The sequence below is a fragment of the Vreelandella zhaodongensis genome (assembly GCF_013415115.1).
GTDB classification, from domain to species: Bacteria; Pseudomonadota; Gammaproteobacteria; order Pseudomonadales; family Halomonadaceae; genus Vreelandella; species Vreelandella zhaodongensis.
In genome coordinates this window covers 88,163-110,040 of sequence record NZ_JACCDD010000007.1, presented here as the reverse complement: position 1 = coordinate 110,040, position 21,878 = coordinate 88,163, and the positions used below count along the sequence as shown (strand labels likewise).

General features: G+C 54.7%; 24 protein-coding genes and 1 tRNA gene. 12 read left to right on the top strand and 13 right to left on the bottom strand.

The features are described 5' to 3' along the window. Positions 1-71 precede the first annotated feature (71 nt). Entirely contained in the window at positions 72-1,709 is a 1,638-nt protein-coding gene (locus HZS79_RS13170) for a bifunctional metallophosphatase/5'-nucleotidase (RefSeq protein ID WP_179928106.1), read from the top strand. Between the two features lie 241 nt (positions 1,710-1,950). Here HZS79_RS13170 and HZS79_RS13165 read toward each other — a convergent pair whose 3' ends face one another. The 8 genes from HZS79_RS13165 to ugpB all read right to left on the bottom strand — a co-directional run bounded on the left by HZS79_RS13165 (position 1,951) and on the right by ugpB (position 9,086). After that, positions 1,951-2,319: a DUF1428 domain-containing protein gene (locus HZS79_RS13165; RefSeq protein ID WP_162217844.1), complete on the bottom strand. Its 369-nt coding sequence runs from the start codon at positions 2,317-2,319 to the stop codon at positions 1,951-1,953. After that, positions 2,316-2,693 carry a YciI family protein gene (locus HZS79_RS13160; protein WP_162217843.1) on the bottom strand — a complete coding sequence of 126 codons (378 nt, stop codon included), beginning with the start codon at positions 2,691-2,693 and terminating at the stop codon, positions 2,316-2,318. Before HZS79_RS13160 ends, HZS79_RS13165 begins: the two co-directional genes overlap by 4 nt. After that, the gene (locus tag HZS79_RS13155; RefSeq protein WP_179928105.1) at positions 2,690-3,538 is read right to left on the bottom strand and encodes a YciI family protein; all 849 of its coding nucleotides are present in this window, start codon (positions 3,536-3,538) and stop codon (positions 2,690-2,692) included. The genes HZS79_RS13160 and HZS79_RS13155 overlap by 4 nt, the downstream gene beginning before the upstream one ends. 83 nt (positions 3,539-3,621) lie before the next feature. Next, on the bottom strand, positions 3,622-4,851 hold the full coding sequence (locus HZS79_RS13150; RefSeq protein WP_179928104.1) for an RNA polymerase sigma factor: 1,230 nt from the start codon (positions 4,849-4,851) through the stop codon (positions 3,622-3,624). A gap of 11 nt (positions 4,852-4,862) precedes the next feature. Next, positions 4,863-5,918, bottom strand: coding sequence for a sn-glycerol-3-phosphate ABC transporter ATP-binding protein UgpC (gene ugpC / locus HZS79_RS13145; RefSeq protein WP_162217840.1), 1,056 nt, complete (start codon positions 5,916-5,918; stop codon positions 4,863-4,865). A gap of 1 nt (position 5,919) precedes the next feature. Continuing rightward, positions 5,920-6,768, bottom strand: a complete 849-nt coding sequence (ugpE, locus tag HZS79_RS13140; RefSeq protein WP_162217839.1) for a sn-glycerol-3-phosphate ABC transporter permease UgpE — start codon at positions 6,766-6,768, stop codon at positions 5,920-5,922. A gap of 40 nt (positions 6,769-6,808) precedes the next feature. Next, entirely contained in the window at positions 6,809-7,693 is an 885-nt protein-coding gene (ugpA, locus tag HZS79_RS13135) for a sn-glycerol-3-phosphate ABC transporter permease UgpA (RefSeq protein ID WP_016915848.1), read from the bottom strand. 67 nt (positions 7,694-7,760) lie between these two features. Next, positions 7,761-9,086, bottom strand: coding sequence for a sn-glycerol-3-phosphate ABC transporter substrate-binding protein UgpB (gene ugpB / locus HZS79_RS13130; protein ID WP_179928103.1), 1,326 nt, complete (start codon positions 9,084-9,086; stop codon positions 7,761-7,763). A gap of 201 nt (positions 9,087-9,287) precedes the next feature. Between ugpB and argE the strand changes: the two genes are divergently transcribed. Then, the gene (gene argE / locus HZS79_RS13125; protein WP_179928102.1) at positions 9,288-10,457 is read left to right on the top strand and encodes an acetylornithine deacetylase; all 1,170 of its coding nucleotides are present in this window, start codon (positions 9,288-9,290) and stop codon (positions 10,455-10,457) included. A 118-nt stretch (positions 10,458-10,575) separates the two neighbouring features. Here the strand turns inward: argE and HZS79_RS13120 are convergent, their stop codons facing one another. After that, entirely contained in the window at positions 10,576-10,887 is a 312-nt protein-coding gene (locus HZS79_RS13120; protein WP_179928101.1) for a hypothetical protein, read from the bottom strand. Positions 10,888-11,041: 154 nt separating this feature from the next. On the opposite strand from HZS79_RS13120, the gene HZS79_RS13115 reads away from it, so the two are divergent. Further along, positions 11,042-11,515 (top strand): YchJ family protein, encoded by a 474-nt coding sequence (locus tag HZS79_RS13115; RefSeq protein ID WP_179928100.1) that lies wholly within the window; start codon positions 11,042-11,044, stop codon positions 11,513-11,515. Then, positions 11,508-11,807 carry a GIY-YIG nuclease family protein gene (locus tag HZS79_RS13110; protein ID WP_179928099.1) on the top strand — a complete coding sequence of 100 codons (300 nt, stop codon included), beginning with the start codon at positions 11,508-11,510 and terminating at the stop codon, positions 11,805-11,807. Before HZS79_RS13115 ends, HZS79_RS13110 begins: the two co-directional genes overlap by 8 nt. Before the next feature lie 16 nt (positions 11,808-11,823). Here the strand turns inward: HZS79_RS13110 and HZS79_RS16840 are convergent, their stop codons facing one another. Both HZS79_RS16840 and HZS79_RS13100 read right to left on the bottom strand, forming a co-directional pair. Beyond that, complete coding sequence (locus tag HZS79_RS16840) at positions 11,824-12,024, bottom strand: hypothetical protein (RefSeq protein ID WP_246311476.1); 201 nt, start codon at positions 12,022-12,024, stop codon at positions 11,824-11,826. Positions 12,025-12,029: 5 nt separating this feature from the next. Further along, positions 12,030-13,313 (bottom strand): ArgE/DapE family deacylase, encoded by a 1,284-nt coding sequence (locus HZS79_RS13100; RefSeq protein ID WP_179928098.1) that lies wholly within the window; start codon positions 13,311-13,313, stop codon positions 12,030-12,032. A gap of 344 nt (positions 13,314-13,657) precedes the next feature. Here HZS79_RS13100 and HZS79_RS13095 point away from each other — a divergent pair, with 344 nt between their 5' ends. The 4 genes from HZS79_RS13095 (at position 13,658) to HZS79_RS13080 (ending at position 17,153) form a co-directional block, all read left to right on the top strand. After that, positions 13,658-14,005, top strand: a complete 348-nt coding sequence (locus HZS79_RS13095) for a hypothetical protein (protein WP_009723813.1) — start codon at positions 13,658-13,660, stop codon at positions 14,003-14,005. 32 nt (positions 14,006-14,037) lie between these two features. Next, positions 14,038-15,780: a VRR-NUC domain-containing protein gene (locus HZS79_RS13090; protein ID WP_179928097.1), complete on the top strand. Its 1,743-nt coding sequence runs from the start codon at positions 14,038-14,040 to the stop codon at positions 15,778-15,780. A gap of 203 nt (positions 15,781-15,983) precedes the next feature. Continuing rightward, positions 15,984-16,766, top strand: coding sequence for a sulfite exporter TauE/SafE family protein (locus HZS79_RS13085; RefSeq protein ID WP_162218746.1), 783 nt, complete (start codon positions 15,984-15,986; stop codon positions 16,764-16,766). Between the two features lie 126 nt (positions 16,767-16,892). Next, positions 16,893-17,153, top strand: coding sequence for a hypothetical protein (locus HZS79_RS13080; RefSeq protein ID WP_162218747.1), 261 nt, complete (start codon positions 16,893-16,895; stop codon positions 17,151-17,153). A gap of 77 nt (positions 17,154-17,230) precedes the next feature. Here HZS79_RS13080 and HZS79_RS13075 read toward each other — a convergent pair. Continuing rightward, positions 17,231-17,307 (bottom strand) — tRNA-Pro (locus HZS79_RS13075). A gap of 140 nt (positions 17,308-17,447) precedes the next feature. Further along, a complete protein-coding gene (ispB, locus tag HZS79_RS13070) occupies positions 17,448-18,452 on the bottom strand; it encodes an octaprenyl diphosphate synthase (RefSeq protein WP_162218748.1) in 1,005 nt (334 codons plus the stop codon). Between the two features lie 286 nt (positions 18,453-18,738). Here ispB and rplU point away from each other — a divergent pair, with 286 nt between their 5' ends. The 4 genes from rplU to proB all read left to right on the top strand — a co-directional run bounded on the left by rplU (position 18,739) and on the right by proB (position 21,874). Then, complete coding sequence (rplU, locus tag HZS79_RS13065) at positions 18,739-19,050, top strand: 50S ribosomal protein L21 (RefSeq protein ID WP_009723801.1); 312 nt, start codon at positions 18,739-18,741, stop codon at positions 19,048-19,050. 30 nt (positions 19,051-19,080) lie between these two features. Further along, positions 19,081-19,338, top strand: a complete 258-nt coding sequence (rpmA, locus tag HZS79_RS13060; RefSeq protein ID WP_009097313.1) for a 50S ribosomal protein L27 — start codon at positions 19,081-19,083, stop codon at positions 19,336-19,338. Between the two features lie 141 nt (positions 19,339-19,479). After that, entirely contained in the window at positions 19,480-20,670 is a 1,191-nt protein-coding gene (gene cgtA, locus HZS79_RS13055; RefSeq protein ID WP_162218749.1) for an Obg family GTPase CgtA, read from the top strand. 43 nt (positions 20,671-20,713) lie between these two features. Then, positions 20,714-21,874: a glutamate 5-kinase gene (gene proB / locus HZS79_RS13050; protein ID WP_202932391.1), complete on the top strand. Its 1,161-nt coding sequence runs from the start codon at positions 20,714-20,716 to the stop codon at positions 21,872-21,874. Positions 21,875-21,878: the final 4 nt, after the last annotated feature.

Sequence of the window (21,878 nt, the reverse complement as noted above, 5' to 3'; positions counted from 1 at the left end):
TCACCATTTTGTCAGGCCTTTATGGCACGCTAACGGTGAACCATGACATCAATATGAAAGGAGTCATCAAGATGCGTTTTAATCGCTGTGGTATTGCGCTAGGGACAGCCTTCCTAGTCACCGCTTCCCCCGCGTTTGCAGATAATTACACACTCACTCTTTTTCATACCAATGACTTACATGGGCGAACCGACCAATACCCACAGCTGGTTACCACGCTGAAAGAAGCGCGTGCTAGCTATGGCGAAGGGCTGTTGCTTGAGGCTGGGGATATTTTCTCCGGCACGCTTTATTTTAACGAGTTTCAGGGGCAGGACGCGCTGGAATTCATGAATGTGATGGGGTACGACGCTTTTGTGCCCGGCAATCATGAGTTTGATTTGGGTGACCCTGAAACAGGGCATCAAGCGTTAGCCGCGTTTTTTGCAGGCGCCGAGTTTCCTATTTTGGGCGCCAACCTGGATTTCTCGGCGGCGCCTGAGTTTGCTGACATGCTCGGTGAGTCGATTAGCGCCGACCCGCAGGCGGGGATGCTCTATGACGGGATTATTGTTAAGCATCAAGGCGAGAAAATCGGCATTTTTGGGCTAAGTACGCAGGATAGTGAAACCATCTCTAGCCCTGGCCAAATTACGATCAGCGATTATCGCCAAGCGGCTGAGGCCATGGTGGCAAGTTTTGAAGAGCAAGGCGTTAATAAGATTATTGCCCTGACTCACCTTGGCTACGATAGCGACCCCAGCGTGGGCAACGACCTTCTGCTCGCTCAGCACGTGGCGGGCATTGATATCATCATTGGCGGCCACAGCCATACCCGCGTGTCGCCGCCTACGCTAATGACTGAAAATCATGCAGGAGAGCCCCAAGCACCAACAGTCATTGGGCAGGCGGGTGAGTATGGTCAGCACTTAGGTGTTATGCAGGTGACGTTTGATGCCGACGGCGTAGTGCAGGAAGTGTCGGGAGAACTGTTAGCCACGGATGAGCGTGATGCAGAGCCCGCAGCGTTAGAAAAACTGGCACCTTACACGGCGGCGATTGAAGAATTACGCGATACCCAGGTCGGCGCCACGGTAATGTCGGCACTGCCCAATCCACGCCATGGGAGCGGCGACTCACGAAGCGTGCGTGCTGATGAAACTGCACTGGGAAATTTAGTCACCGATGCTCAGCTGTCGGCTGCGCGCAAAGTAGCGCCGGAAACGGTAATGGCGATCCAAAACAGCGGCGGCATCCGTGAGGCGATGAGCGCTGGCGATGTCTCCGTGGGCGACTTGATCGCCGTTCAGCCATTTGGCAATCGTTTGACGCTGCTCGATGTTACCGGCGCTGAGTTGTTGGAAACTTTTGAAATCGCATTAGCCAATGCCCCCGATGAGAACGGCGGGTTTTTACAAGTATCGACAGGCGTTGAGCTGGTGTATGACAGCCGAGAGCCAGTCGGAGAGCGCGTGGTCAGCTTGAAGATAGCGCGGGAAGATACTGCCATGCAGGCCATTGACCCAGAGCACACTTACACGGTCGCGACCAACAACTTTACGGCGACCGGTGGCGATAGCCACGCAGTGTTAGGCGCCGCTTATGAAGATGGTCGTAACACTATCGTTGGTAACACCGATTGGGAAATGCTGCGTGACTACATGGTGTCGCTTGGGGAGGTAACCTACCAAGTGGAAGGACGGATAGTAGATCTTGCTGAAAGAGACTAAGTGAAATGAAGCTCCTGGAAAGACGTCTTTGCAACGAAGAGCCTTCGGGCCGTTTCTACTAAGGAACCTCTGATTAACTATTGCGCTTGACCATACTGCGTTAAAAATCGCCTCGTGCGCGAGTCCGATCAAAATGCTCATTTACACCCCGTAAACTGCGCTTTTTCGTTGATTTTTGCCTTGTCTGGTCTGCGCTCATCACATTAATCAGAGGTTCCCTAAGTGAAACGGCCCAGCGTACTTACATATTAATGATGCTTTCAAAGCCGCCAAAGATGAGCCGCTTGCCATCAAACGGCATCGGGTTAACGTCCATTTGTAAACGTGGGTCTTCCATGACTTTTGGCATAGCGTCATCACGCACCGCTTTGGACGGCCACTCTAGCCATGAAAAAATAATGCTTTCGTCATCTTTGCGCTTAACCGCCATGGAGAATGAGGTGACCTCTCCTTCGGGGACATCGTCTTCCCAGCACTCTACCACTCGCAGTGCGCCGTACTCTTTGAACACCTCGGCGGCGGCGCGGGCATGCTCAATAAACTGGCTCTTATTAGCGGTTGGCACAGCAGCGACGAAGCCATCTACATAGGCGGTGTTAGTGTTGTTCATGATATTTCTCCAGCGTCTGCTTTGGGTGGGAGTTCTCGAACGGGGCGTACTTCAATGCTGCCAAACCGAGCAGGCGGGATGCGGCTAGCGAGCTGCAGCGCCTCATTCAAGTCGTGGGCTTCCAGTAAGTAGAAACCGGCCAATTGCTCTTTGGTTTCGGCAAAGGGGCCGTCGGAGACCAATGTCTCGCCATCACGAACTCGGACGGTGGTGGCGGTCTCTGTCGGTTGTAATGGCTGCCCAGCGAGGTAGTTGCCGCTGGCGCTCAAGCGCTCGACCCCAGCGATACACTCCTGGTTGAGGTCGTGCCACTCCTGTTCACTCATGGCGTTGATGATTTGCTCTTGGTAATACACCAGTGCAACGTATTTCATGGGGCATCTCCTTCAGTTGCCAGCGGGCAGTGGTTATCTGATGCAACGTTAATCATCCACTGAATGCCAAAGCGATCAGTTGCCATGCCGAAACCTGATGACCAGAAGGTAGCTTCGAACGGCATAATGATCTTTCCTCCGTCTGCTAGCCGGGCAAAGGTGGTGGCGGCCTGGTCGATATCCTGATACTCCAGCTGTACCTGTACACCTTGAGGTGCGGTATATGTTTCAGTTGCCATATCGGCACCCATCAAGCGCCGACCACGCAGATTAAGCGAGGCATGGATAATGCGATCATGGAGAGCGGGCGGTGTGTGTTCGGCGGCAGGCGTTTCAGCGTAGGTCAGCAGGCACTCCAAATGACCACCGGTCACATCGGCATAAAACGCCATGGCTTCCCGGCAGGTGCCGGGAAAGCCAACGTAAACGTTCATGGCATCCGGAATGCGAGCGTGGTGACGATGCTGCTCCAGGCCATCGCCGGGCTCAAAATCTTCCAGCGAGAAGTAACGCCGTAGCTCAAGAGTGACTTTGCCGTCGGCGTCCATGGTAGGCCACTGCTTTGCCCACTCAATGGCATCCTTAAGGGAAGGGGCTTCCAGTACGCTGTAGCCAGCAATGCGCTCACTGGCTGGAGACAAAGGCCCTGGAATAATGGTGGGAGCACCATTATCAAAATGGATCAGGCACCCATCGCTGGTTGGGCGTAAGCCATTGCCGCTGACCAGCACCCCAGCTTGAATCATGCGTGCGTTATAGTCGGCCATGGCCGATAGCATGCTTTGGGACGGTAGCGTGCCATTTTCAGTATTGCTGTCGGCACGGCGTATTAGCATGAATTTCATTGAGAGCCTCCTGGGTAGTTCAGGGTAGTTACTCTCACTAGTCGTTTGGCGGGGCTTTAAATCGACATGGCGTTATTATTTTTTTATGCCGATTGCTCTAGGTCGTTTAATCGCTTTAGCAGAAAACGTTTCTCAGGATCCAACGTGGTCAGTAGCAGTGCCTGTTGGTAGGCGCTGCAAGCGTCATCTTGCTTACCCAGGCGGCGCAGTAAATCTGCTTGCGCCGCATAAAATAAATGGTAGCGGGCCATTTGCGGGTGATGGGCTAAGTCGTCGAGAAGCTGCAGGCCGGTTGTCGGGTCGCCATTCATGGCAATGGCTACTGCGCGGTTGAGTGCCAAAATGGGGGAGTCATTGCGACGACATAGGGCGTCGTAGAGTCTTACGATTCGCCCCCAGTCGGTCTGTTCGGCGCTGCTAGCCTGGGAGTGTTCGGCGGCAATTGACGCTTGGAGTGTGTAATACCCAGTTGGAGTAAGTGCCAATGCTTGCTCAAGCCATTTTATGCCACTACGAATGTCCTCTTGGTGCCATAAGTCTCTGTCTTGTTCGTCCAGGGTGACTAAGTCACCAGCGCTATCTTGGCGGGCATCGCGGCGGGCATCATTAAGTCGCATCAGTGCCATTAACCCAAATACCTCGCCTTTGGGCAGCAGCGCCGCTAATGCCTCACCAAGGCGGATGGCTTCCTTCGTCAAGCTGACATCGACGACATGGGAGCCCATGCTGCGTGAGTAGCCTTCGTTAAACACTAAATAAATAACCTGGAGTACATCCGGCAGGCGTTCAGGAAGCGCTTCCTGGTCAGGCACAGCATAAGGTATGCGGGCATCACGAATTTTGCGTTTAGCACGCACGATGCGCTGCGCCAGTGTCGAAGGTTTCATAAGTAGCGCGCTGGCCACCTGCTCGGTGGTAAGACCACACATTTCCCGCAGAGTGAGGGCTATGCGTGCTTCCATGCTTAAGCTTGGGTGGCAGCAGGTGAACAACAGTCGTAGTGCATCGTCTTGAATAGTTGCGGGTTCGAGATCCAGCGCATCGTCGGTGGGGAGCAGAAGATGGGCTCGGCGACGTGCCGTACTAAGCTGACGAATCTGATTAACTCCGCAATGGTAGCCAGTACGAATCAGCCATGCCTGTGGGTTATCGGGTATTCCGTTCAAAGGCCATTGCTGAACCGCCGCCACAAAGGCATCCTGCATTGCTTCTTCGGCAAGCTCGAAATCTCCTAATAGGCGGATCAGTGTGGCCTGTACGCGCCGGGAATGTTCACGGTATAGGGTGTCGAGGCGATAACGCTCTTTATCCATAGGCTACCAACTCAACTACCGGTGCGCTTTCGGGTGGTACTATTAAAAGGGTGAAGCGCATCGCGGGTCACATAGAAGCGTAGCGTTTCACCTTCACGCACGGGTGGTTGGCCTGCTGTGCGAATCACCGTGGGCTGCTCGCTGCTAGCTAGGTTGACGTAAAGATGGCTCTCCGCCCCGGCAGCTTCGAAGAGCATTAATGTCCCTTCAATCGTCAAATATGGCATATCTGGCGGGGTGAGGTGCATATCATCAGGGCGAACGCCCACGGTATCGGTGCCTTCGGGTAAATTAGTTAGCACACCGCCACTTTTTTGGTCGTGTAGATATTCCAGCGGCAGCATGTTCATGGCCGGTGAGCCAATAAATTCCGCTACGAACATCGTAGCCGGGCGGGCGAATATCTCCATTGGCGTGCCCACCTGCTCAATTTCCCCAGCGTTTAATACCACCAAACGGTCACCAAGGGTCATTGCTTCCAATTGATCGTGGGTGACGTAAAGGCTGGTGGTTTTTAGGCGGCGCTGCAGCTGTTTGATCTCTACCCGCATCTGCACGCGCAGTTTGGCGTCGAGGTTGGAAAGCGGTTCATCGAATAAGAAAGCGGCGGGCTCGCGCACTAGGGCCCGCCCCATGGCCACGCGCTGGCGCTGGCCGCCGGACAGTTGGCGTGGCTTGCGCTGCAAAAAATCTTCAATTTCAAGCATTTTAGCAGCGGTATTAACGCGACTCTCAATATCGTCTTTTTTAAAGCCACGGTTTTTCAAACCATAGGCTAGGTTGTTGTATACCGTCATGTGTGGGTAGAGCGCATAGTTTTGGAACACCATGGCGATATCGCGTTCGGCAGGCTCCAAGTGATTGACCACCTTGTCACCAATTTTTAGTGTGCCATCGGTGATGGTTTCAAGCCCAGCGACCATGCGCAGCAGGGTGGATTTTCCGCAACCGGATGGTCCAACGAGGACAACAAATTCACCATCTTCGATGGCTAAATCAATGCCTCTCACTGCATCGACGTTGCCACTGTAGGTTTTCTTGAGCCTTTCCAAGGTAATACTGGCCATCTTATTTCTCCGTCTCGGTCAGGCCTTTCACAAACAAGCGTTGCATGAAGAGTACGACTAGCACTGGAGGCAGAGCCGCCATGACGACAGCAGCCATTACCAAATGCCACTGGGGGTCGCCATCGGCGGCGGTGGTCATGCGTTGGATGCCCATCACAATGGTGTAGTAGTCGGGGTCAGTGGTGATCAGTAGTGGCCAGAGATACTGGTTCCAGCCGTAGATAAACATGATCACAAATAGCGCCGCGATATTGGTAATGGAAAGTGGCATTAAGATGTCTTTAAAAAACTTCAGCGGGCCTGCGCCATCCACCCGTGCCGCCTCTAACATCTCTTCCGGTACCGTCATAAAGAACTGACGAAATAGGAACGTCGCCGTTGCCGACGCAATCAGTGGTATTGAAAGTCCCGCGAAGCTGTTGAGCATCTTCAGGTCTGCCACGACTTGAAAAGTGGGAATAATACGCACCTCCACCGGTAGCATCAGGGTGATAAAAATGATCCAAAAAAAGAACATCCGGAAGCGGAAGCGGAAGTAAACAATCGCAAACGCTGATAGCAGCGAAATTGACAGTTTGCCTATGGTAATTGCCATCGCCATTACAAAACTGTTCCACAGCATCTGCCCAGCCGGTGGTGCGCCAGCCCGAGAAAGGCCTGTATTCCACATGGCTTTGTAGTTATCGATGGCATGTGGGCCTGGCAATAGGGGCAGTGTGCCGCGCAAAAACTCTCCCGGCCCATGAGTCGAGGCGACAATTGCGATGTATACCGGGAAAACCACTAGCGCGACGCCAATGATTAGGATGGTATGGGCAAACACATTGGCCCAGGGGCGGTTTTCAACCATCACAAGGCTCTCTGGTTAGTAAGTGTCTGGAAAATCGGCATTAGTAATTTACTCGTCGTTCAATAAAGCGGAACTGCACCACGGTGAGCAGAATCACAATGACCATCAAAATGACCGACTGAGCGGCTGAAGAGCCTAGGTTAAGGCCAATAAAACCGTCGGCGTAAACCTTATAGACCAGAGTGTTGGTGGCTTGTGATGGGCCGCCTTGGGTTGTGGCGTGGATAATGCCGAAGGTGTCGAACATGGCGTAGACCACGTTGACGACCATTAGGAAGAAGGTGGTGGGCGTTAGTAGCGGGAACACAATGGTCCAGAAGCGTTTCATTGGGCTAGCGCCGTCAATGGCCGCCGCTTCGATAAGTGACTGAGGAATAGATTGCATACCGGCTAAAAAAAACAAGAAGTTGTAGGAGATCTGTTTCCAGGCAGCCGCTAATACCACCAGTAGCATTGCATCATTTCCCGAGGTTCGATGGTTCCAGTTGTAGCCGACCATATCCAGCAGATAGGGCACGATGCCAATGGAGGGATTAAAGATAAACCACCACAATACCCCAGCAATGGCGGGGGCGATGGCGTAGGGCCATACCAGTAGCGTGGTGTAAGTGCTGCGTGAGCGAATCATACGGTTAACGGTGCTGGCCAACAGCAGCGCCACTGACATAGAAATCAGCGTAGTACCTACGGCGAAGACAGCAGTCACCGATAGCGAGTTGAGATAGTCCCCATCACGGAACAGTCGGGCAAAGTTTTCCAACCCAACAAAAGTCGTACGCAGGCCGAATGCATCCTCGCGAAGCAATGACTGGTACATTGCTTTGCCGGCCGGCCAAATAAAGAAGATTAGCGTAATAATGACCTGGGGAGCCAACAGGGCATAGGGCAAAAAACGCCCTGGGAAGGTCATGCGTTTGGTCTGCATTGAAGCTCACCTTACAACAAACGAATGCGCCGCCTACCGATCAGTAGACGGCGAAAGGTTTTTTGGTTTATTGGTTAGCGGCTTCGAAATCGCGCAATAAGTTGTTGCCTCGACGGACAGCATCGTCAGATGCTTTCTGCCCATCCTTGCGGCCACTCATCACGGCTTCCATCTCTTCAGAAATGATGTCGCGAATCTGTACGAAGTTACCAAAGCGCAGACCCTTCGAGTTTTCGGTTGGCTCGTTTAGCGTCATTTGCTTGATGGAGGTATCAGCACCTGGGTTCTCGTCGTAATAACCCTGCTCTGCGCTTAGGTCCCAGGCCGCCTGGGTAATGGGCAGGTAGCCGGTCTTTTGGTGCCACTCAGCTTGCACCTCGGGCTGCGAGAGATACTCGAAGAAGGCGGCAACGGCCTCGTACTCTTCATCGCTGTGGCCTTGCAGTGCCCATAGGGTAGCGCCACCAATAATCGAGTTCTGCGGCGCGCCGTCTACGTCAGCGTAGTAGGGCAGCATACCAAAGCCAACCTCAAAGTCTGCGTTAGCGGCAATATCTGCCCGCGAAGCGGAAGAGCCGAAGAAAATGGCGCAATCTCCAGAATAGAACATTGGTAACGCATCATCACCAGGGCCAGGGCCACCCCAACGATATAGGCCCTCTTCTTGCCACGCTTTTAGATTATCCCAGTGGCGGGCTACGTGTTCGTTGTTGAAGTTCAGTTCGGTTTCTAGGCCCCCGAAGCCATTCTCCAGTGTGCCCAAGGGCAGGTTATGCATGGCCGAGAAGTTTTCCAGCATCACCCAGCTTGGCCATGAGGAAGTAAAACCACATCGAGCCGCGCCTGCCTCAGTCATTTGAGTTGCGTACTCAGCCATTTCTTCCCAGGTTTGCGGTGGCTGCTCTGGGTCTAACCCTGCTTCCTCAAACACATCGCGGTTGTAATACATAATTGGCGTTGAGGAGTTGAACGGAAACGATAGTAGATTGCCGTTGGCATCGGTGTAGTAACCAACCACGGCGGGTAGGAAGTCCTCGCGATCAAACGCACGACCGTGTTCTTCCATGAGTTGATAAACAGGGTAAACAGCGCCAGCTGCATTCATCATGGTGCCGGTGCCGACTTCAAACACTTGCAAAATATGCGGCTGCTCACCGGCGCGGAAGGCTGCAATGGCACCGGTCATCGTTTCGGTATAGTTGCCGCGGTAGCTGGGTGTCACGCGGTAGTCTTCCTGTGAGGCGTTAAAATCCTCGGTCATCTGCTCAAGAATTTCACCAAGCTGGCCGCCCATGGCATGCCACCAATTTACGTTGGTTGCAGAGTGAGCGGAAAGGCTGAACGTGGCGGTAGCCACACCGAGGGCAAGCGCGTGCAGCGTGAAACGTGACATAACAGCTCCTTGTGGGTCGTGCGCAGTACGTTTGTTAAGTTTTTGGGTGCACTGAACAATAGAAAGTGTAGATGACGTTTTCATGAATGCACGATGAACTTGACGTGACGGTTAACGTAATGTTGCCAGCAAGCCCGTCAAGTAGGAAAAGGCGAATGGCGGTGATAGGGTGTTATTAAGAGACTAACTAACGAGAGCAGTATGACTGACGCGACTACGTTACTGGCGAAGCTGGTGTCGTTTGATACCACCTCCAGCGAATCAAATTTGGCCTTGATTGAATTTGTTGAGCGCTATTTGGAAAAGTACGGCGTATCTTCAGAGCGGGTGATGAGCCCCTGTGGCACCAAGGCCAACCTGGTTGCTCGGGTTGGTCCTGATGTGCCTGGCGGCGTGATGCTTTCTGGGCATACCGATGTGGTGCCCGTGGCTGGTCAGCCATGGTCGAGCGACCCGTTTACTCTACGCGAGGGTGAAGATGGCCGTCTTTACGGGCGTGGCACCTGTGATATGAAAGGCTTTATTGCCTGTGCGTTGGCCATGGTGCCTACCTGGGTCAATGCATCGCTGAAGCAGCCTATCTATTTCGGGTTTTCGTACGACGAAGAAATTGGCTGTGTGGGGGCCCCCAGTCTTATTAAGCGCTTCTACGAGCACTACTCCACCACTGCCCATGTGATTGTTGGTGAACCTACCGACATGCAGCCAGTGGTCGCCCAAAAAGGCGCGACGAATTTGCGCACCACCGTGATTGGGCGAGAGGCCCACAGTAGCCAAGTGAATCAAGGAACGTCAGCCATCCACGTTGCGGCAAGGCTGGTCACGTTTATTGAAGACACCATGGCGGCATTGGTGGAAGAGGGCCGAGTCGACAATGCCTTTAATGTGCCTCATACCAGCCTGCATGTTGGCAAAATAAAGGGCGGCACGGCGATCAATATTATGGCGCGGGAGTGCCAGTTCGAGTGGGAAATTCGCCACCTGCCCACGGAGTCATTTGACGAGATTTACGCGCGTTATCAGGCGTTTTGTGAGCAGCTAACTGCTGAGTTACAGGCTAAAGGCAAGCAGGTTGAGATTGTTACGGAACCCTTAAACGTCACGGTGCCGGGGCTTGCCGACCGCGATAACGATCAGGTACTTCGCTTAGCCAAAGACCACCTGCCACACGCCTGCTGTCATCATGCGGTGGCTTACGCCACCGAGGCAGGGCAGTTCCAAGGCCAGGGGCTGCAAACCATTATTTTAGGACCGGGCAGTATCGCTCAGGCGCATCAACCCGATGAGTATATTGAAACGGCTCAACTGCATGAGTGCACGGCGTTTATGCAGCGATTAGGACAGGCGTTAGAAACACCCTTTTCGGGTTGATGACTGCTAAGTAGCACTTAAGAAATAACACGTGATAAATAGCACGCAATAAAAAACACCCGCCAATGGTTAAACGGGCGGGTGTTTTTCTGAAACGTTTCTATGGTGCTTATTGCAATTAATGCTGATGTTGCTCTTCGTAAAGCTCTGCTTTCACGTGGCGCATCACATCTTCGCAGGCCTGTTGGCGGGCAAGTTGGGTCAGCAGCCGCTGAGTCACCTCAAACCCTTTCCCCAAACAGGTATCAACTTCGTCTCGGCTTACGTGCGGAGAGACGTTGTAGTCGATTTTTACCGTACGGCCACCGCCCTCTAGTCGGTCGGCGATTTGTCTAAGCCGCCACGCGATTCGCTCTTTCCAGGTTGCTGATTCTACCGCGCCTTCGTTTACGCTAAACGTGCACTGCCATTCGGGTTTGTAAACCTTCATAGGAGAACCTCCACTGCGTTTGGAAAGAATGATCGATCGTGTTACGTACTCCGTCTGTCTGATGATGTAGCTCTGGTACTATACCTAACTCTGTGCCAATACCGAAACAAAACGTATACCAAGTCTATAAACCAAAGAATACAGAGCCTTCAATATGACGCTTTCAACGCCAGTCTCACCGTCAGGCAACTGCCCGTGTGGCAGTGGTGCTGCATTCACGGCGTGTTGCCAGCCTTATCACCAAGGTGCAACGGCACCTACGCCGGAAGCGCTAATGCGTTCACGTTATACGGCATTTGCGTTGAATAGCCGCGATTACCTACTTGCCACTTGGCATGCGTCAACGCGGCCAGCACAGCTACCGCCCGACCCAGACTCCCAATGGAAATCGCTCACGATTGTTGCCGCGCCGTCCGCAAAAGAGGGGCAGGGCACGGTACATTTTTTAGCCTACTTTCGTGAACAAAACCGCTGGCATGTGCTGGAAGAAAGCTCGCGGTTTGTGTTTGAAGATGGGCGCTGGTGGTATGTGGATGGCGTGCCGACTATTGAGCGCCTCAAGCCACGGCGAAACGAACGCTGCCTATGTGGCAGCGGTCGAAAAATAAAGAGTTGTTGCGGTGAGTAGTATCAATACCGATACCCAATGGTACCTCTACTTGCTTGAGTGCAAACGCGGCACCTATGTGGGGATTACCAATAACCTAGCGAAACGTTACCAAGCGCACTGCGACGGTAAGGGTGCACGCTATACCCGAGCCAACCCGCCGCTGGCACTGCTCGGCGCGCAACCTTTCGCAGATCGCGCCGAGGCCAGCCGCGCTGAATATGCGCTGAAGCGTCAAACGCCAAGTCGAAAACGTCAATGGGCCACTCAGTGGCCCATTCACGGCTTTTCCGATCCAGCGCTGGATACGTAAGCTACGCTGGGTCGATCTACCGAACCACCGTCACGGTACACGCTGCCTGGCGCACAACATTTAAGGCGGTGGAGCCTTCCACAACATGAATATCGTAGTGCTCGTCGCCAATTTTCTTACGAATATCCTCCTTGCCATCGAGCACGCTGGCCAGCAGGGCATCGCTGCGGGGGTGAGCTCGGCTGAAGGCGCTACGCGCATAGTCGGCGAGATACACGTCTCTTATGCGTGGGTCTCCTGGTTGTCTGCTATGCGCGCCCAGCGATGGATGAACAGGGCATAGGTGGTCAGCACGTGGCGGATCGAGTCGATGTTGACGCACTCATCTACGCCGTGAATGCGCTGGGCAATCGGGCCATAGCAGGTGCCGTTGATCTCACCGGAAACGTGGAAGGCCCTCAGGTCAGTGGTGCAGGTGGATAGATAGTGGGCAGGTGGTTCGCCGAGCAGTGCTTCGTGGCACTCCGAGAGAAGCCGGATGCCCGGGGTATCGAGATCGACCACATGCCCTTCGGAACGAAAGCCGTGGAAGCTGATCGTGGGTGGCGGTGTGGCGTCGTCAAGCTCGGCGTGGCGGGCCATCAGGGTGTCGCGGACCCGCTGCATGGCCTCCTCTGGTGACATGCCAGGCGGAAAACCAACACGGCCTTCAAGAATGGCATGGGCCGGTACGCTGGAGGCCCAGTTGCCTGCATCCACGCGGCCAACGCTAAGGTTGAACGGGTGAGGGTGGTCGACGTACAGCGCAGGCCGGGGAAGCTCGTTCATTTCGGCTTCCAGCGCCTTCAACGCGGGCAGGTATTCCTGCAGGGATTCAATCGCATTGCGCCCGGCGCTGGGGTCAAGCACATGGGCGGGCACGCCATCCAGGCGCATCCGGAACCACAGCACACCCACTTGGCCAGCGTAGATCTGAGCGCCGAAAGGTTCCGGTATCAGTACGAAATCGCCGCTAAAACCTTGATGCAGGCAGGCCAGCGCACCGTTGCCGGTGCATTCTTCTTCAATTACGGTTTGTAGGGTGAGCGGAAAGTTGATCTCTACCCCCGCCTGACGCACGGCCTCAACTGCCATTACCATGGCAGCAATGCCCGCTTTCATGTCCCCTGCGCCACGGCCATACAGCCAGCCATCTTTTTGCCAGGGTTCCCAGGGGGGGCGGGTCCACATATCGACAGGCTCGGCAGGTACTACATCGAGGTGGCCGTTGAACACTAAATGTGATCCTGGCGCGCCGGGGTTAAGGTCTGAAATGACATTGTAGCGGCCAGTGCTGGGCCATTCGGCGGGAGCACGATGGGGGTGCTCCTCAAAGCCGGGGGCATCCAATGGCACGCGGGTCACTGGTAGGCCCAGGCGTTCAAGGTGGCGCTCCATGGTGTCCAGCGCGCCCCGTTCCTGGCCGAGGACGCTATAGCCCCGCACCAGATCACTAGTCAGCTCCAGGGTGTCGTCCATCAAGGCATTGCAGCAGGCAATGATGCGTTGTTCGGTGGCGTCAAGCATCAGAATCTCCCTAAACGTGACTCATCGACCAACAGGCTTTCTTATTTGGCCTACGACGATGTGTCCCTTTGGCTGATAATAGTCAGGAGCTATGCTATAGCATGCTGGCGACTAGCCCGAACAGTGCAGCGACGCTAATGAATTACTAACGTTAAAAAATCATTTCGATCGATTAGCAGGTATAGTAGAGGCATAGGACGTTACGTCTTGGATTAGCCAGTAAACGGCGACGATAGCAGTAAGATGACAGTTATCTCAAAATCGGGCAATCTAACGGCCCTTTTAGCAAGTTCTAATGGGCAAAGCCCATTAAATTTCCATCACCATTCAGCATGGAGTGCAGTGTGGCAGTTTACGGCGGTATTCAGGCGCATGAATTGGAGCGTTGGTTAAATGCATTAACCAACGCAGCCTATGATCGACGCTGCCCACTTTCCAAAGTGCACGGCGGCAACGCACGTGCCCGCACTGCTCGCCAGGACTTGCTGCATCTCGCCCACGCTTTTCGTAGCGGCGAACGTATTCGCGATGACGTGGCCGCGGGCTTAAGCCGTTGGTGCCAGCATTATCTGACAGAAGCGGAATGGTATGTGCTAGTGGGGGGCCGCAAGCCCGTTGCGCAATCAAAGGCGTCATCTCCTGCTGCCGATGACGATGCGCTGGACGTACTTTATCAACACCGGGTGGGTTAACCTGCTCCATCAAGCACTGTTACAATGGATAAATGAACAGTGCTCCTGTCGCGTCAGCGACCGCTTCCTTAGATGACCCTTTCTATTACCTGACGAATTTTCGTTATGTACTGGCGTGGGTAGAAGCCCGCCACTACGACCTATTAAGTGCTTCCGAACGCGACGCTATTAGTCATTTTGAAACGTTACCCCAAGCCTCCCAAGCGCTATTGGTGCGCATGGTGATGCGCAAAGGTGAGCTGTTTCGCCTGGACAAACTGACCTATGCGGAAATCGGTGATTCCGAGCAAGCCTTAGAACCATTGGTAGCGCTTGGTTGGGTAGATAACGCACCGCAGTTAAACAGCCGCGAGCTCTTTCGCCTCTTGCGGCTGAGTGAGCTGCGTCAGGCATTGGTAGGTGAAATCACCAACGCAGGCCTAGCGCGCAACAGCACTAAAGGTGCGCTTCAAACGGCACTGGAAGCGTCGCTACAGGCGTCCGCCCCTCTTCAACAGTGGTGGCCAACGGCGACGACGCAAATTGTGCGGCTAACGGTAATGGCGCTTTGCGACCGCCTACGGCTGATGTTTTTCGGCAATCTGCGCCAGGACTGGGCAGAGTTCGTGCTGACGGAACTGGGCCTACAGCGCTTTGAGCAGGTACCGCTTACTGTGGAGTCGCGCGCGTTCCAAAGCCGCTCTGACGTGACTACTTACTTAACGCTTCACCGCTTGCGCGAACGCTTGGACGACGGCGAGCCGCCCCAGGCGTTTTCCACACAGGTGCCACCTGCTTCCAGCAACCGTTGGCTAGCCTCTCGGCGGGCGCGGCTATTGCTTGCCATTGGCCGCGCGGCCGAGCGTGGCGGTGACGCAGAGTTAGCGTTAACACTTTATGCCGATGCCAATAACAGCGATGCGCGTATTCGCAGGTTGCGCGTGTTAGAGCGTTTGGGCCGTTATTCAGATGCTTATGAACTCACAGTCAGCGCGCTGGACGCGCAGCCAAATGAAGGCGAAATCCAAGCGCTCATGCGGCTGTTACCGCGCTTGGCACGCAAATTATCCCAACAGGTTGAGCGCTTGGCACGGTCTGATCAACAAGTTGCCCAAGCGCCTACCTATGTGCTTCATTTACCTGGCCCTCAGCCAGTCGAGCGTGCCGTTGCTGACTACATGGCGACCCCTAACGCGCCGGTGTATTACGTTGAAAATGGCCTGCTGACGGGGCTGTTTGGCTTACTGCTTTGGCCGGCCATTTTTAAACCGCTGCCAGGGGCGTTTTTTCACCCGTTTCACAGCGGGCCTGCGGATTTACACCGCGAGGATTTTGTCCCTCAGCGCCAGGCCGATATCGACGCCTGCCTGGCCCAGCTGGATGACGGCCGCTATCAGGACACGATCCTTCGCACGTGGCACGCCAAACAGGGCATCGCATCGCCCTTTGTTCACTGGGGAATTGTCAGTGAAGAGCTGCTAACGCTTGCTCTCAGGTGTTTGCCACCTGCCCATTTGCGTGCCTGTTTTATGCGGCTATTAGATGATCTTAAGCATAACCGTGCAGGTCTACCTGACCTGATTCAGTTGATGCCGGATGCACCGCCCGGCGAACCACGCTACAAAATGATAGAAGTGAAAGGGCCTGGGGATCGTTTGCAAGATAACCAGCGCCGTTGGATCGACTTCTTTTGCCGCCATGGCATGCCCATTGAGGTGTGCCATGTACGCTGGCAGCCAGCATCTGAAGCACAAGGGCCTGAACCAGAAGGGCCTGGACGAGAAGATGCCGAATGAGCCGTTACCGGATAGCGGTGCGCACGCTGTGTGATTTCACTGCACGGGAGGGCGACCTTGACCAGGGGGGATTCGCAGCCCCGAGGATGAAGGGGGTGTGATATTAATGGACGACGGTTTTGCCCAGACCAAGGTGCGCGCATTGCTGCCACGCTGGCGGAGGCTAAGCAACCACTCATCTTCTTAAAGGCCATGCACGAGCAATGACGGATTTACTCTGGTACCAGTACCTTCTCATTGGGCTTATTTTTGCCTGGAGCGGCTTTGTTCGCACCAGCCTTGGTTTTGGTGGCGCCGTGCTGGCGCTGCCTTTTCTGCTGCTGGTGGTAAACGAGCCGTTGGTTTTCCTGCCAATTGTGGCCATTCATCTGCTGATTTTTTCCAGCTGGATTGCCTGGAATGGCCATCGCCAAGTGCAAAAAGCAGGCGTGGGAAGTACATCGCCGGAAAGTAATATCGATTGGGGCTATTTAACCAAAGCTCTGAAAATCATGATCGTGCCCAAGTTGATCGGGGTGGTGGGGCTGTTAACGCTGCCCACACAGATCATGACCAACATCATTTTCGGCATTGTGATCATTTACGCCATTGGCTATGTGCTGAATAGGCCATTTAGAAGTAATAACAAATACGTGGATGTTGTGCTGCTTGCTCTCGGTGGCTATGTCAGCGGCACCTCGTTGATTGGCGCACCGCTAATTGTCGCGGTGTTCGCCACTCACGTTGCTAAAGAGCAGCTGCGCGATACCATGTTCGTGCTGTGGTTTATCCTGGTGGTGATCAAAATGGCGTCGTTCATCATCGCCGGGGTCGACCTCCAACTAGTTCATCAACTATGGCTACTGCCCTGCGCATTTATCGGTCATTTGCTAGGCGAAAAAGCCCACCGCTACATGTTAAAGGCGGACACTGGGCTGTTCTTCCGTGTGCTGGGTGCCGTGTTGATTTTGGTCAGCATGGTGGGGCTGATCTACCCGCCAGGGTAGGGGGGCAGTTGCATGTGAGAAGAGTTGGGCAAAATGTTAAGTACACTGGCCCGAAGCGTAGACGCGTTTCGAGCGTTTCAGCATACTCTCTAGCAGTGTGTTCAGCCTTTTTGTTACGGAGCGTTTATGTTTAATCGCCAAGAGTGGGCGTCATTGCTGGGTATCTATGGGCTGGGTGCGTTCTTGTATGCGCTATTGTTAACGCCAGGATTTACGCCAACAGGGGTGACGGCAGGGTTAGGCTTTATGTTCATGGGGTTGGTATTGGGGCTGTGTGGCGCGGTCATTGGGCGCCGCAGTGGTCGTGCCACGGTGGGTATCGTAGCGGGTTACCTTCTTTTCATTGCGCTGGTAACAACAAACTACTGGCTTTCAGCGTCAGGTTAGTGAGTGCTCACCCAACAACGCCCAACAAAAAAACGGCCACTTGCTGTATTAGCTAAGTGGCCGTTTTTTGAATTCTTTGGTCGGAATAGCAGGATTCGAACCTACGACCTCTGCCTCCCGAAGGCAGCGCTCTACCAAGCTGAGCTATATTCCGAATATTGTTGCAACGATGCTATTAAAAGCGTGCTAAGCAGTGCTTAACAGTTCCCAACAATCGAGGGAGCGAATCATACGCAGGCGAAGGGTTTTTTTCAAGTCCCTTTTTACGCGCTGGCGTGCTTTGTCAGGCAAGTTTTATGCTTTGCGATCAACCGCTAACCGAGCAATGTTAGCCATGCTGTCGCGGTAGGGGCTGGGTGGCAGAGCATCAAGTTCAGCCAGGGCTTTATCGGCCATCTCAACGGCGCGTGCGCGGGTGTATTCCAGCGCGCCGGTGGCGCTGATAATTTCAAGCACGTCGTCGAGCTGTTCCAGCCCGCCCTTGCGAATCACTTGGCGAATTAGCTTGGCTTGTTCTGGTGTGCCACGTTCCATGGCATGAATCAGCGGCAGAGTCGGTTTACCTTCTGCCAGGTCGTCGCCGACATTTTTGCCCATGGCCTCGGCGTCGCCTTGGTAATCCAGCAGGTCGTCGATGAGCTGGAAGGCGAGGCCTAAATAGCGGCCGTAATACTGCAGGGCCCGCTCTTGCTCAGCGGTGGCATCGGCAAGCACAGCACCGCTGTGGGAGGCGGCTTCAAACAGCATCGCTGTTTTACCTTGAATGGTTTCAAAGTAATCCGCTTCAGAAATGCTGGGGTTACCGATATTGGTGAGCTGCAGTACTTCGCCTTCGGCAATGACGCAGGTCGCGCCGGACAGAATCGCCATAATGCGCATCGATCCTACGTCCACCATCATTTGAAACGAACGCGAATAGAGGAAGTCACCTACCAAGACGGATGGTGCGTTGCCCCAGGCATCGTTGGCGGTTTTTTTGCCACGCCGCATGTGCGATTCATCGACCACATCGTCGTGCAGCAGCGTGGAGGTGTGCATAAATTCGATCAGCGTGGCCAGGGTGATGTGTTTGTCGCCTTCATAGCCCAGTGACCGGGCGGCCAGCAGCACGAGTAAAGGGCGCAGGCGCTTGCCGCCACTTTCAATAATATATTGGCCGATGGTTTCTACCAGCGGCACCTTGGAATTCAGCTGCGCGACAATGGTGCGGTTTACGGCGTCAAAGTCATCGGCCACCACGGCGTGCAGCGGTGAAGGCGTTGGGCTGGCAGGCGGGGTTTGAGAGACGTTGGCTGTCATGGGTTCCGTTCATCGCGGGAGGTGGGATAGTGGGGGTCATGCTATGGGGCTGTCTGTGAGGCGTCAAGGTAGCGATAGACGTTTGTGGTGCGATGTGTGATTGACAACGCCCTGTAGTCTTGTGGTAGACAGCGATAGTCGCTATAATTCGCGACCCACTCATCATGCTCCCTGTCAGATGGCTGCCAAAAGGGGCGCCACTCGCAGCAGGTCGATAAGAGCGGAAGGCGATGAGCGTTGGTTACGCGGGGCGTAATCGGCATTAACGACAAGTCCGGAGAGCGACATGTACGCAGTTATTAAAAGCGGTGGCAAACAGTACCGCGTTCAAGAAGGTCAAACCCTCAAACTCGAAAAAATCGAAGTCGCTACCGGCGAAACGATTGAGTTTGATGAAGTGCTGTTGGTTGCAGACGGCGATGACGTCAACGTTGGCGCTCCTTTAGTCAGCGGTGCCAAAGTGTCCGCTGAAATCGTTTCCCACGGCCGTGGCGATAAAGTAACGATCATCAAGTTCCGTCGCCGGAAGCACAGCATGAAGCGTCAGGGCCACCGTCAGTGGTTCACTGAAGTCAAAATTACCGGAATTTCTGCGTAAGCAGTCGATTCCCTTAAGGAGGATTTTGCAATGGCACATAAAAAGGCAGCCGGCTCCACGCGTAACGGTCGCGATTCCGAGTCCAAACGCTTAGGTGTAAAACTCTTCGGTGGCCAAGCAGCCAGCGCGGGTAGCATCATTGTTCGTCAGCGTGGCACTCGTTTCCACGCAGGCACTGGCGTTGGCCTGGGCCGTGATCACACGCTGTTCGCTTTGAACGACGGCTTCGTGAAGTTCGAGACTAAAGGTCCGAACAACCGTAAATTCGTTAGCATCGTTTCTGCCTAAGCAACATTTGTTGCGCAGAACGAAGATGACGAAATAAAAGCCCCGCCATGGCGGGGCTTTTTTGTCTTTTCGATCCCTTTTGCCTGTTATTAATGGGCGGGATATTGCAGTTAGGGCGGCGGAAGCGGCCGGGAGAATCCAATGCAGTTCGTCGATGAAGCCTCGATTATTGTTGAGGCAGGTAAAGGCGGCAATGGCTGTCTGAGCTTTCGCCGCGAAAAATATGTGCCCAAAGGTGGCCCCGATGGTGGCGATGGTGGCCATGGTGGCAGCGTCTACCTGATTGGTGACGATTCACTGAATACCTTGATTGATTTCAAGTTTCAGCGTTTTTACAAAGCTGAAAACGGCCAGGGTGGCATGGGCCGCCAGATGAGCGGTAAAGCCGGTGAAGACCTGCACGTCAAAGTGCCAGTGGGCACCACGGTGATTGATGAAGATACCCTTGAGGTAATCGCTGATGTCACCGATATCGGTCAGGTGGTATTAGTGGCCGAAGGTGGTCGTCGTGGGCTGGGCAATATTCACTTTAAATCCTCGACCAACCGAGCGCCGCGCCGCACCACGCCGGGCACCGAAGGTGACCGCCGCAACCTGCGTCTGGAAATGAAGGTAATGGCTGATGTCGGCCTGCTGGGCATGCCGAATGCGGGCAAGTCGACGCTGATTCGTTCGGTATCCGCGGCCAAGCCCAAAGTGGCGAACTATCCGTTCACTACCCTGGTGCCTAACTTGGGTGTTGTGAAGCTGGGTATGCACGAGCACTTTGTGATGGCCGATGTGCCAGGGTTGATTGAAGGTGCCTCTGATGGCGCGGGCCTGGGGCTGCGTTTCTTGAAACACCTTACTCGTACACGTCTGCTGTTCCACGTGGTGGATGTGGCGCCGTTTGACGAGTCGGACCCAGTGGAAGCGGCGCAAGCGATTATTCACGAGCTAGGTCAGTTCTCACCGGCACTTTCTGAGCGGCCGCGCTGGCTAGTGCTGAATAAGTTTGATCTGCTGCCGGAAGATGAGCGCGAAGCCCGCGCCCAGGCGATTATCCAAGCGCTGAACTGGGATGGCCCGGTATTCCGTATCTCTGCCATCAGCAGCGAGGGCACCGACAAGCTGGTACAGGCAGCGTATCGCTGGCTGACTGAGCAGCAGCGCCTGGAAAATGAAGATGAAGAAGCCCATGCCCGCGAGCAGGAAATGCGCCGCCGCATGGAAGAGGAGTCGGTGGCCCGTACTGAAGCGCGTCTTGGCCGTCGCCGTAAGCGTGATGACGATGAAGATGACGACGACTTTGACGATGATGATTACGATGTCGAGGTAGAGTACGCCCCATAACCGATCCGTCGGTCGAATGGGAAGCGTCAGCGGGGTTAGCGGAATGGCTTGGGAGAGTCGCGACGTGGAAAGCAATGAGCAGTTGCCCGGCCGTGAGGCGTTAAGTAACGCCCGCCGGGTGGTGGTTAAAATTGGTAGCGCGCTGCTCACCAACGATGGTCGTGGCTTGGATGAGTCGGCCATTGGTGGTTGGGTCGACCAGATTGCTACACTGCATCAGCAGGGCAAAGAGGTCGTGCTGGTATCCTCGGGGGCCGTGGCGGCCGGCATGGTGCGCCTGGGGTGGCAAGCGCGCCCCAGTGCTGTTCATGAGCTTCAGGCTGCCGCAGCGGTAGGTCAGAACGGCCTTACCCAGTGCTACGAGCAGCATTTTGCTCGCCACGGCATGTTAACGGCTCAGATTCTGCTCACCCACGATGACCTTTCCAACCGCAAGCGTTACCTGAATGCGTTGTCGGCGCTGCGCACTTTGGTTGGGATGCGCGTGGTACCGGTAATCAATGAAAACGATACCGTCGTCACCGACGAGATTCGCTTTGGCGATAACGACACGCTCGGTGCGCTAGTTGCCAACCTGTTAGAAGCCGATGCGCTGCTGCTGCTCACTGATCAGGAAGGGCTGTTTGACGCTGATCCTCGCCACGACCCCAGCGCTCAGATGATTGCTGAAGGCCGTGCCGATGATCCGCGTTTAGCCGCTGTCGCAGGCAGTGGTGGTGCCTTAGGTCGCGGCGGCATGAGCACCAAAATACGCGCTGCACAGCTGGCTGCCCGTTCTGGGGCGGTCACCGTGATTGCCAGCGGTCGCCAGCCGGACGTTATTTCCCGCATCATGGCAGGCGAGATGCTGGGAACCTTGTTGCGGCCAGACCAAGCGCCAATCGCTGCTCGCAAGCGCTGGCTGGCTGGCCAGTTGCAGGTGCGTGGCACCTTGGTGCTGGATGCCGGGGCCGTGAACGTACTGCGTGGCAAAGGCTCTAGTCTGTTGGCGGTGGGCGTGCGTGAAGTGCAGGGCAGCTTTAAGCGCGGTGATATGGTGCTGTGTGTGGATGAGCAGGGTGTACGCGTGGCTAAAGGGTTGGTTAACTACGGCGCGGATGAAGCCCGCCAATTAGCGGGCCAGCCGAGCCACCAGATTGAAGCAATCCTGGGTTACGTGGAGGCTCACGAGCTAATCCATCGCGATAACTTGGTGGTTGTCTAACGAG

Bases quoted from the DNA above. Each gene is read 5' to 3' on its own strand.
- ugpB (WP_179928103.1), bottom strand. From the start codon at position 9,086: ATGTCACGTTTCACGCTGCACGCGCTTGCCCTCGGTGTGGCTACCGCC.
- cgtA (WP_162218749.1), top strand. From the start codon at position 19,480: ATGCAGTTCGTCGATGAAGCCTCGATTATTGTTGAGGCAGGTAAAGGC.
- HZS79_RS13120 (WP_179928101.1), bottom strand. From the start codon at position 10,887: ATGAAGGTTTACAAACCCGAATGGCAGTGCACGTTTAGCGTAAACGAA.
- HZS79_RS13080 (WP_162218747.1), top strand. From the start codon at position 16,893: ATGTTTAATCGCCAAGAGTGGGCGTCATTGCTGGGTATCTATGGGCTG.
- HZS79_RS13170 (WP_179928106.1), top strand. From the start codon at position 72: ATGCGTTTTAATCGCTGTGGTATTGCGCTAGGGACAGCCTTCCTAGTC.
- ugpE (WP_162217839.1), bottom strand. From the start codon at position 6,768: ATGGTTGAAAACCGCCCCTGGGCCAATGTGTTTGCCCATACCATCCTA.
- HZS79_RS13160 (WP_162217843.1), bottom strand. From the start codon at position 2,693: ATGAAATACGTTGCACTGGTGTATTACCAAGAGCAAATCATCAACGCC.
- ugpA (WP_016915848.1), bottom strand. From the start codon at position 7,693: ATGCAGACCAAACGCATGACCTTCCCAGGGCGTTTTTTGCCCTATGCC.
- HZS79_RS13165 (WP_162217844.1), bottom strand. From the start codon at position 2,319: ATGAACAACACTAACACCGCCTATGTAGATGGCTTCGTCGCTGCTGTG.
- proB (WP_202932391.1), top strand. From the start codon at position 20,714: ATGGCTTGGGAGAGTCGCGACGTGGAAAGCAATGAGCAGTTGCCCGGC.
- rpmA (WP_009097313.1), top strand. From the start codon at position 19,081: ATGGCACATAAAAAGGCAGCCGGCTCCACGCGTAACGGTCGCGATTCC.
- HZS79_RS13115 (WP_179928100.1), top strand. From the start codon at position 11,042: ATGACGCTTTCAACGCCAGTCTCACCGTCAGGCAACTGCCCGTGTGGC.
- ugpC (WP_162217840.1), bottom strand. From the start codon at position 5,918: ATGGCCAGTATTACCTTGGAAAGGCTCAAGAAAACCTACAGTGGCAAC.
- rplU (WP_009723801.1), top strand. From the start codon at position 18,739: ATGTACGCAGTTATTAAAAGCGGTGGCAAACAGTACCGCGTTCAAGAA.
- HZS79_RS13155 (WP_179928105.1), bottom strand. From the start codon at position 3,538: ATGAAATTCATGCTAATACGCCGTGCCGACAGCAATACTGAAAATGGC.
- HZS79_RS13090 (WP_179928097.1), top strand. From the start codon at position 14,038: ATGAACAGTGCTCCTGTCGCGTCAGCGACCGCTTCCTTAGATGACCCT.
- HZS79_RS13150 (WP_179928104.1), bottom strand. From the start codon at position 4,851: ATGGATAAAGAGCGTTATCGCCTCGACACCCTATACCGTGAACATTCC.
- ispB (WP_162218748.1), bottom strand. From the start codon at position 18,452: ATGACAGCCAACGTCTCTCAAACCCCGCCTGCCAGCCCAACGCCTTCA.
- HZS79_RS13100 (WP_179928098.1), bottom strand. From the start codon at position 13,313: ATGCTTGACGCCACCGAACAACGCATCATTGCCTGCTGCAATGCCTTG.
- HZS79_RS13085 (WP_162218746.1), top strand. From the start codon at position 15,984: ATGACGGATTTACTCTGGTACCAGTACCTTCTCATTGGGCTTATTTTT.
- argE (WP_179928102.1), top strand. From the start codon at position 9,288: ATGACTGACGCGACTACGTTACTGGCGAAGCTGGTGTCGTTTGATACC.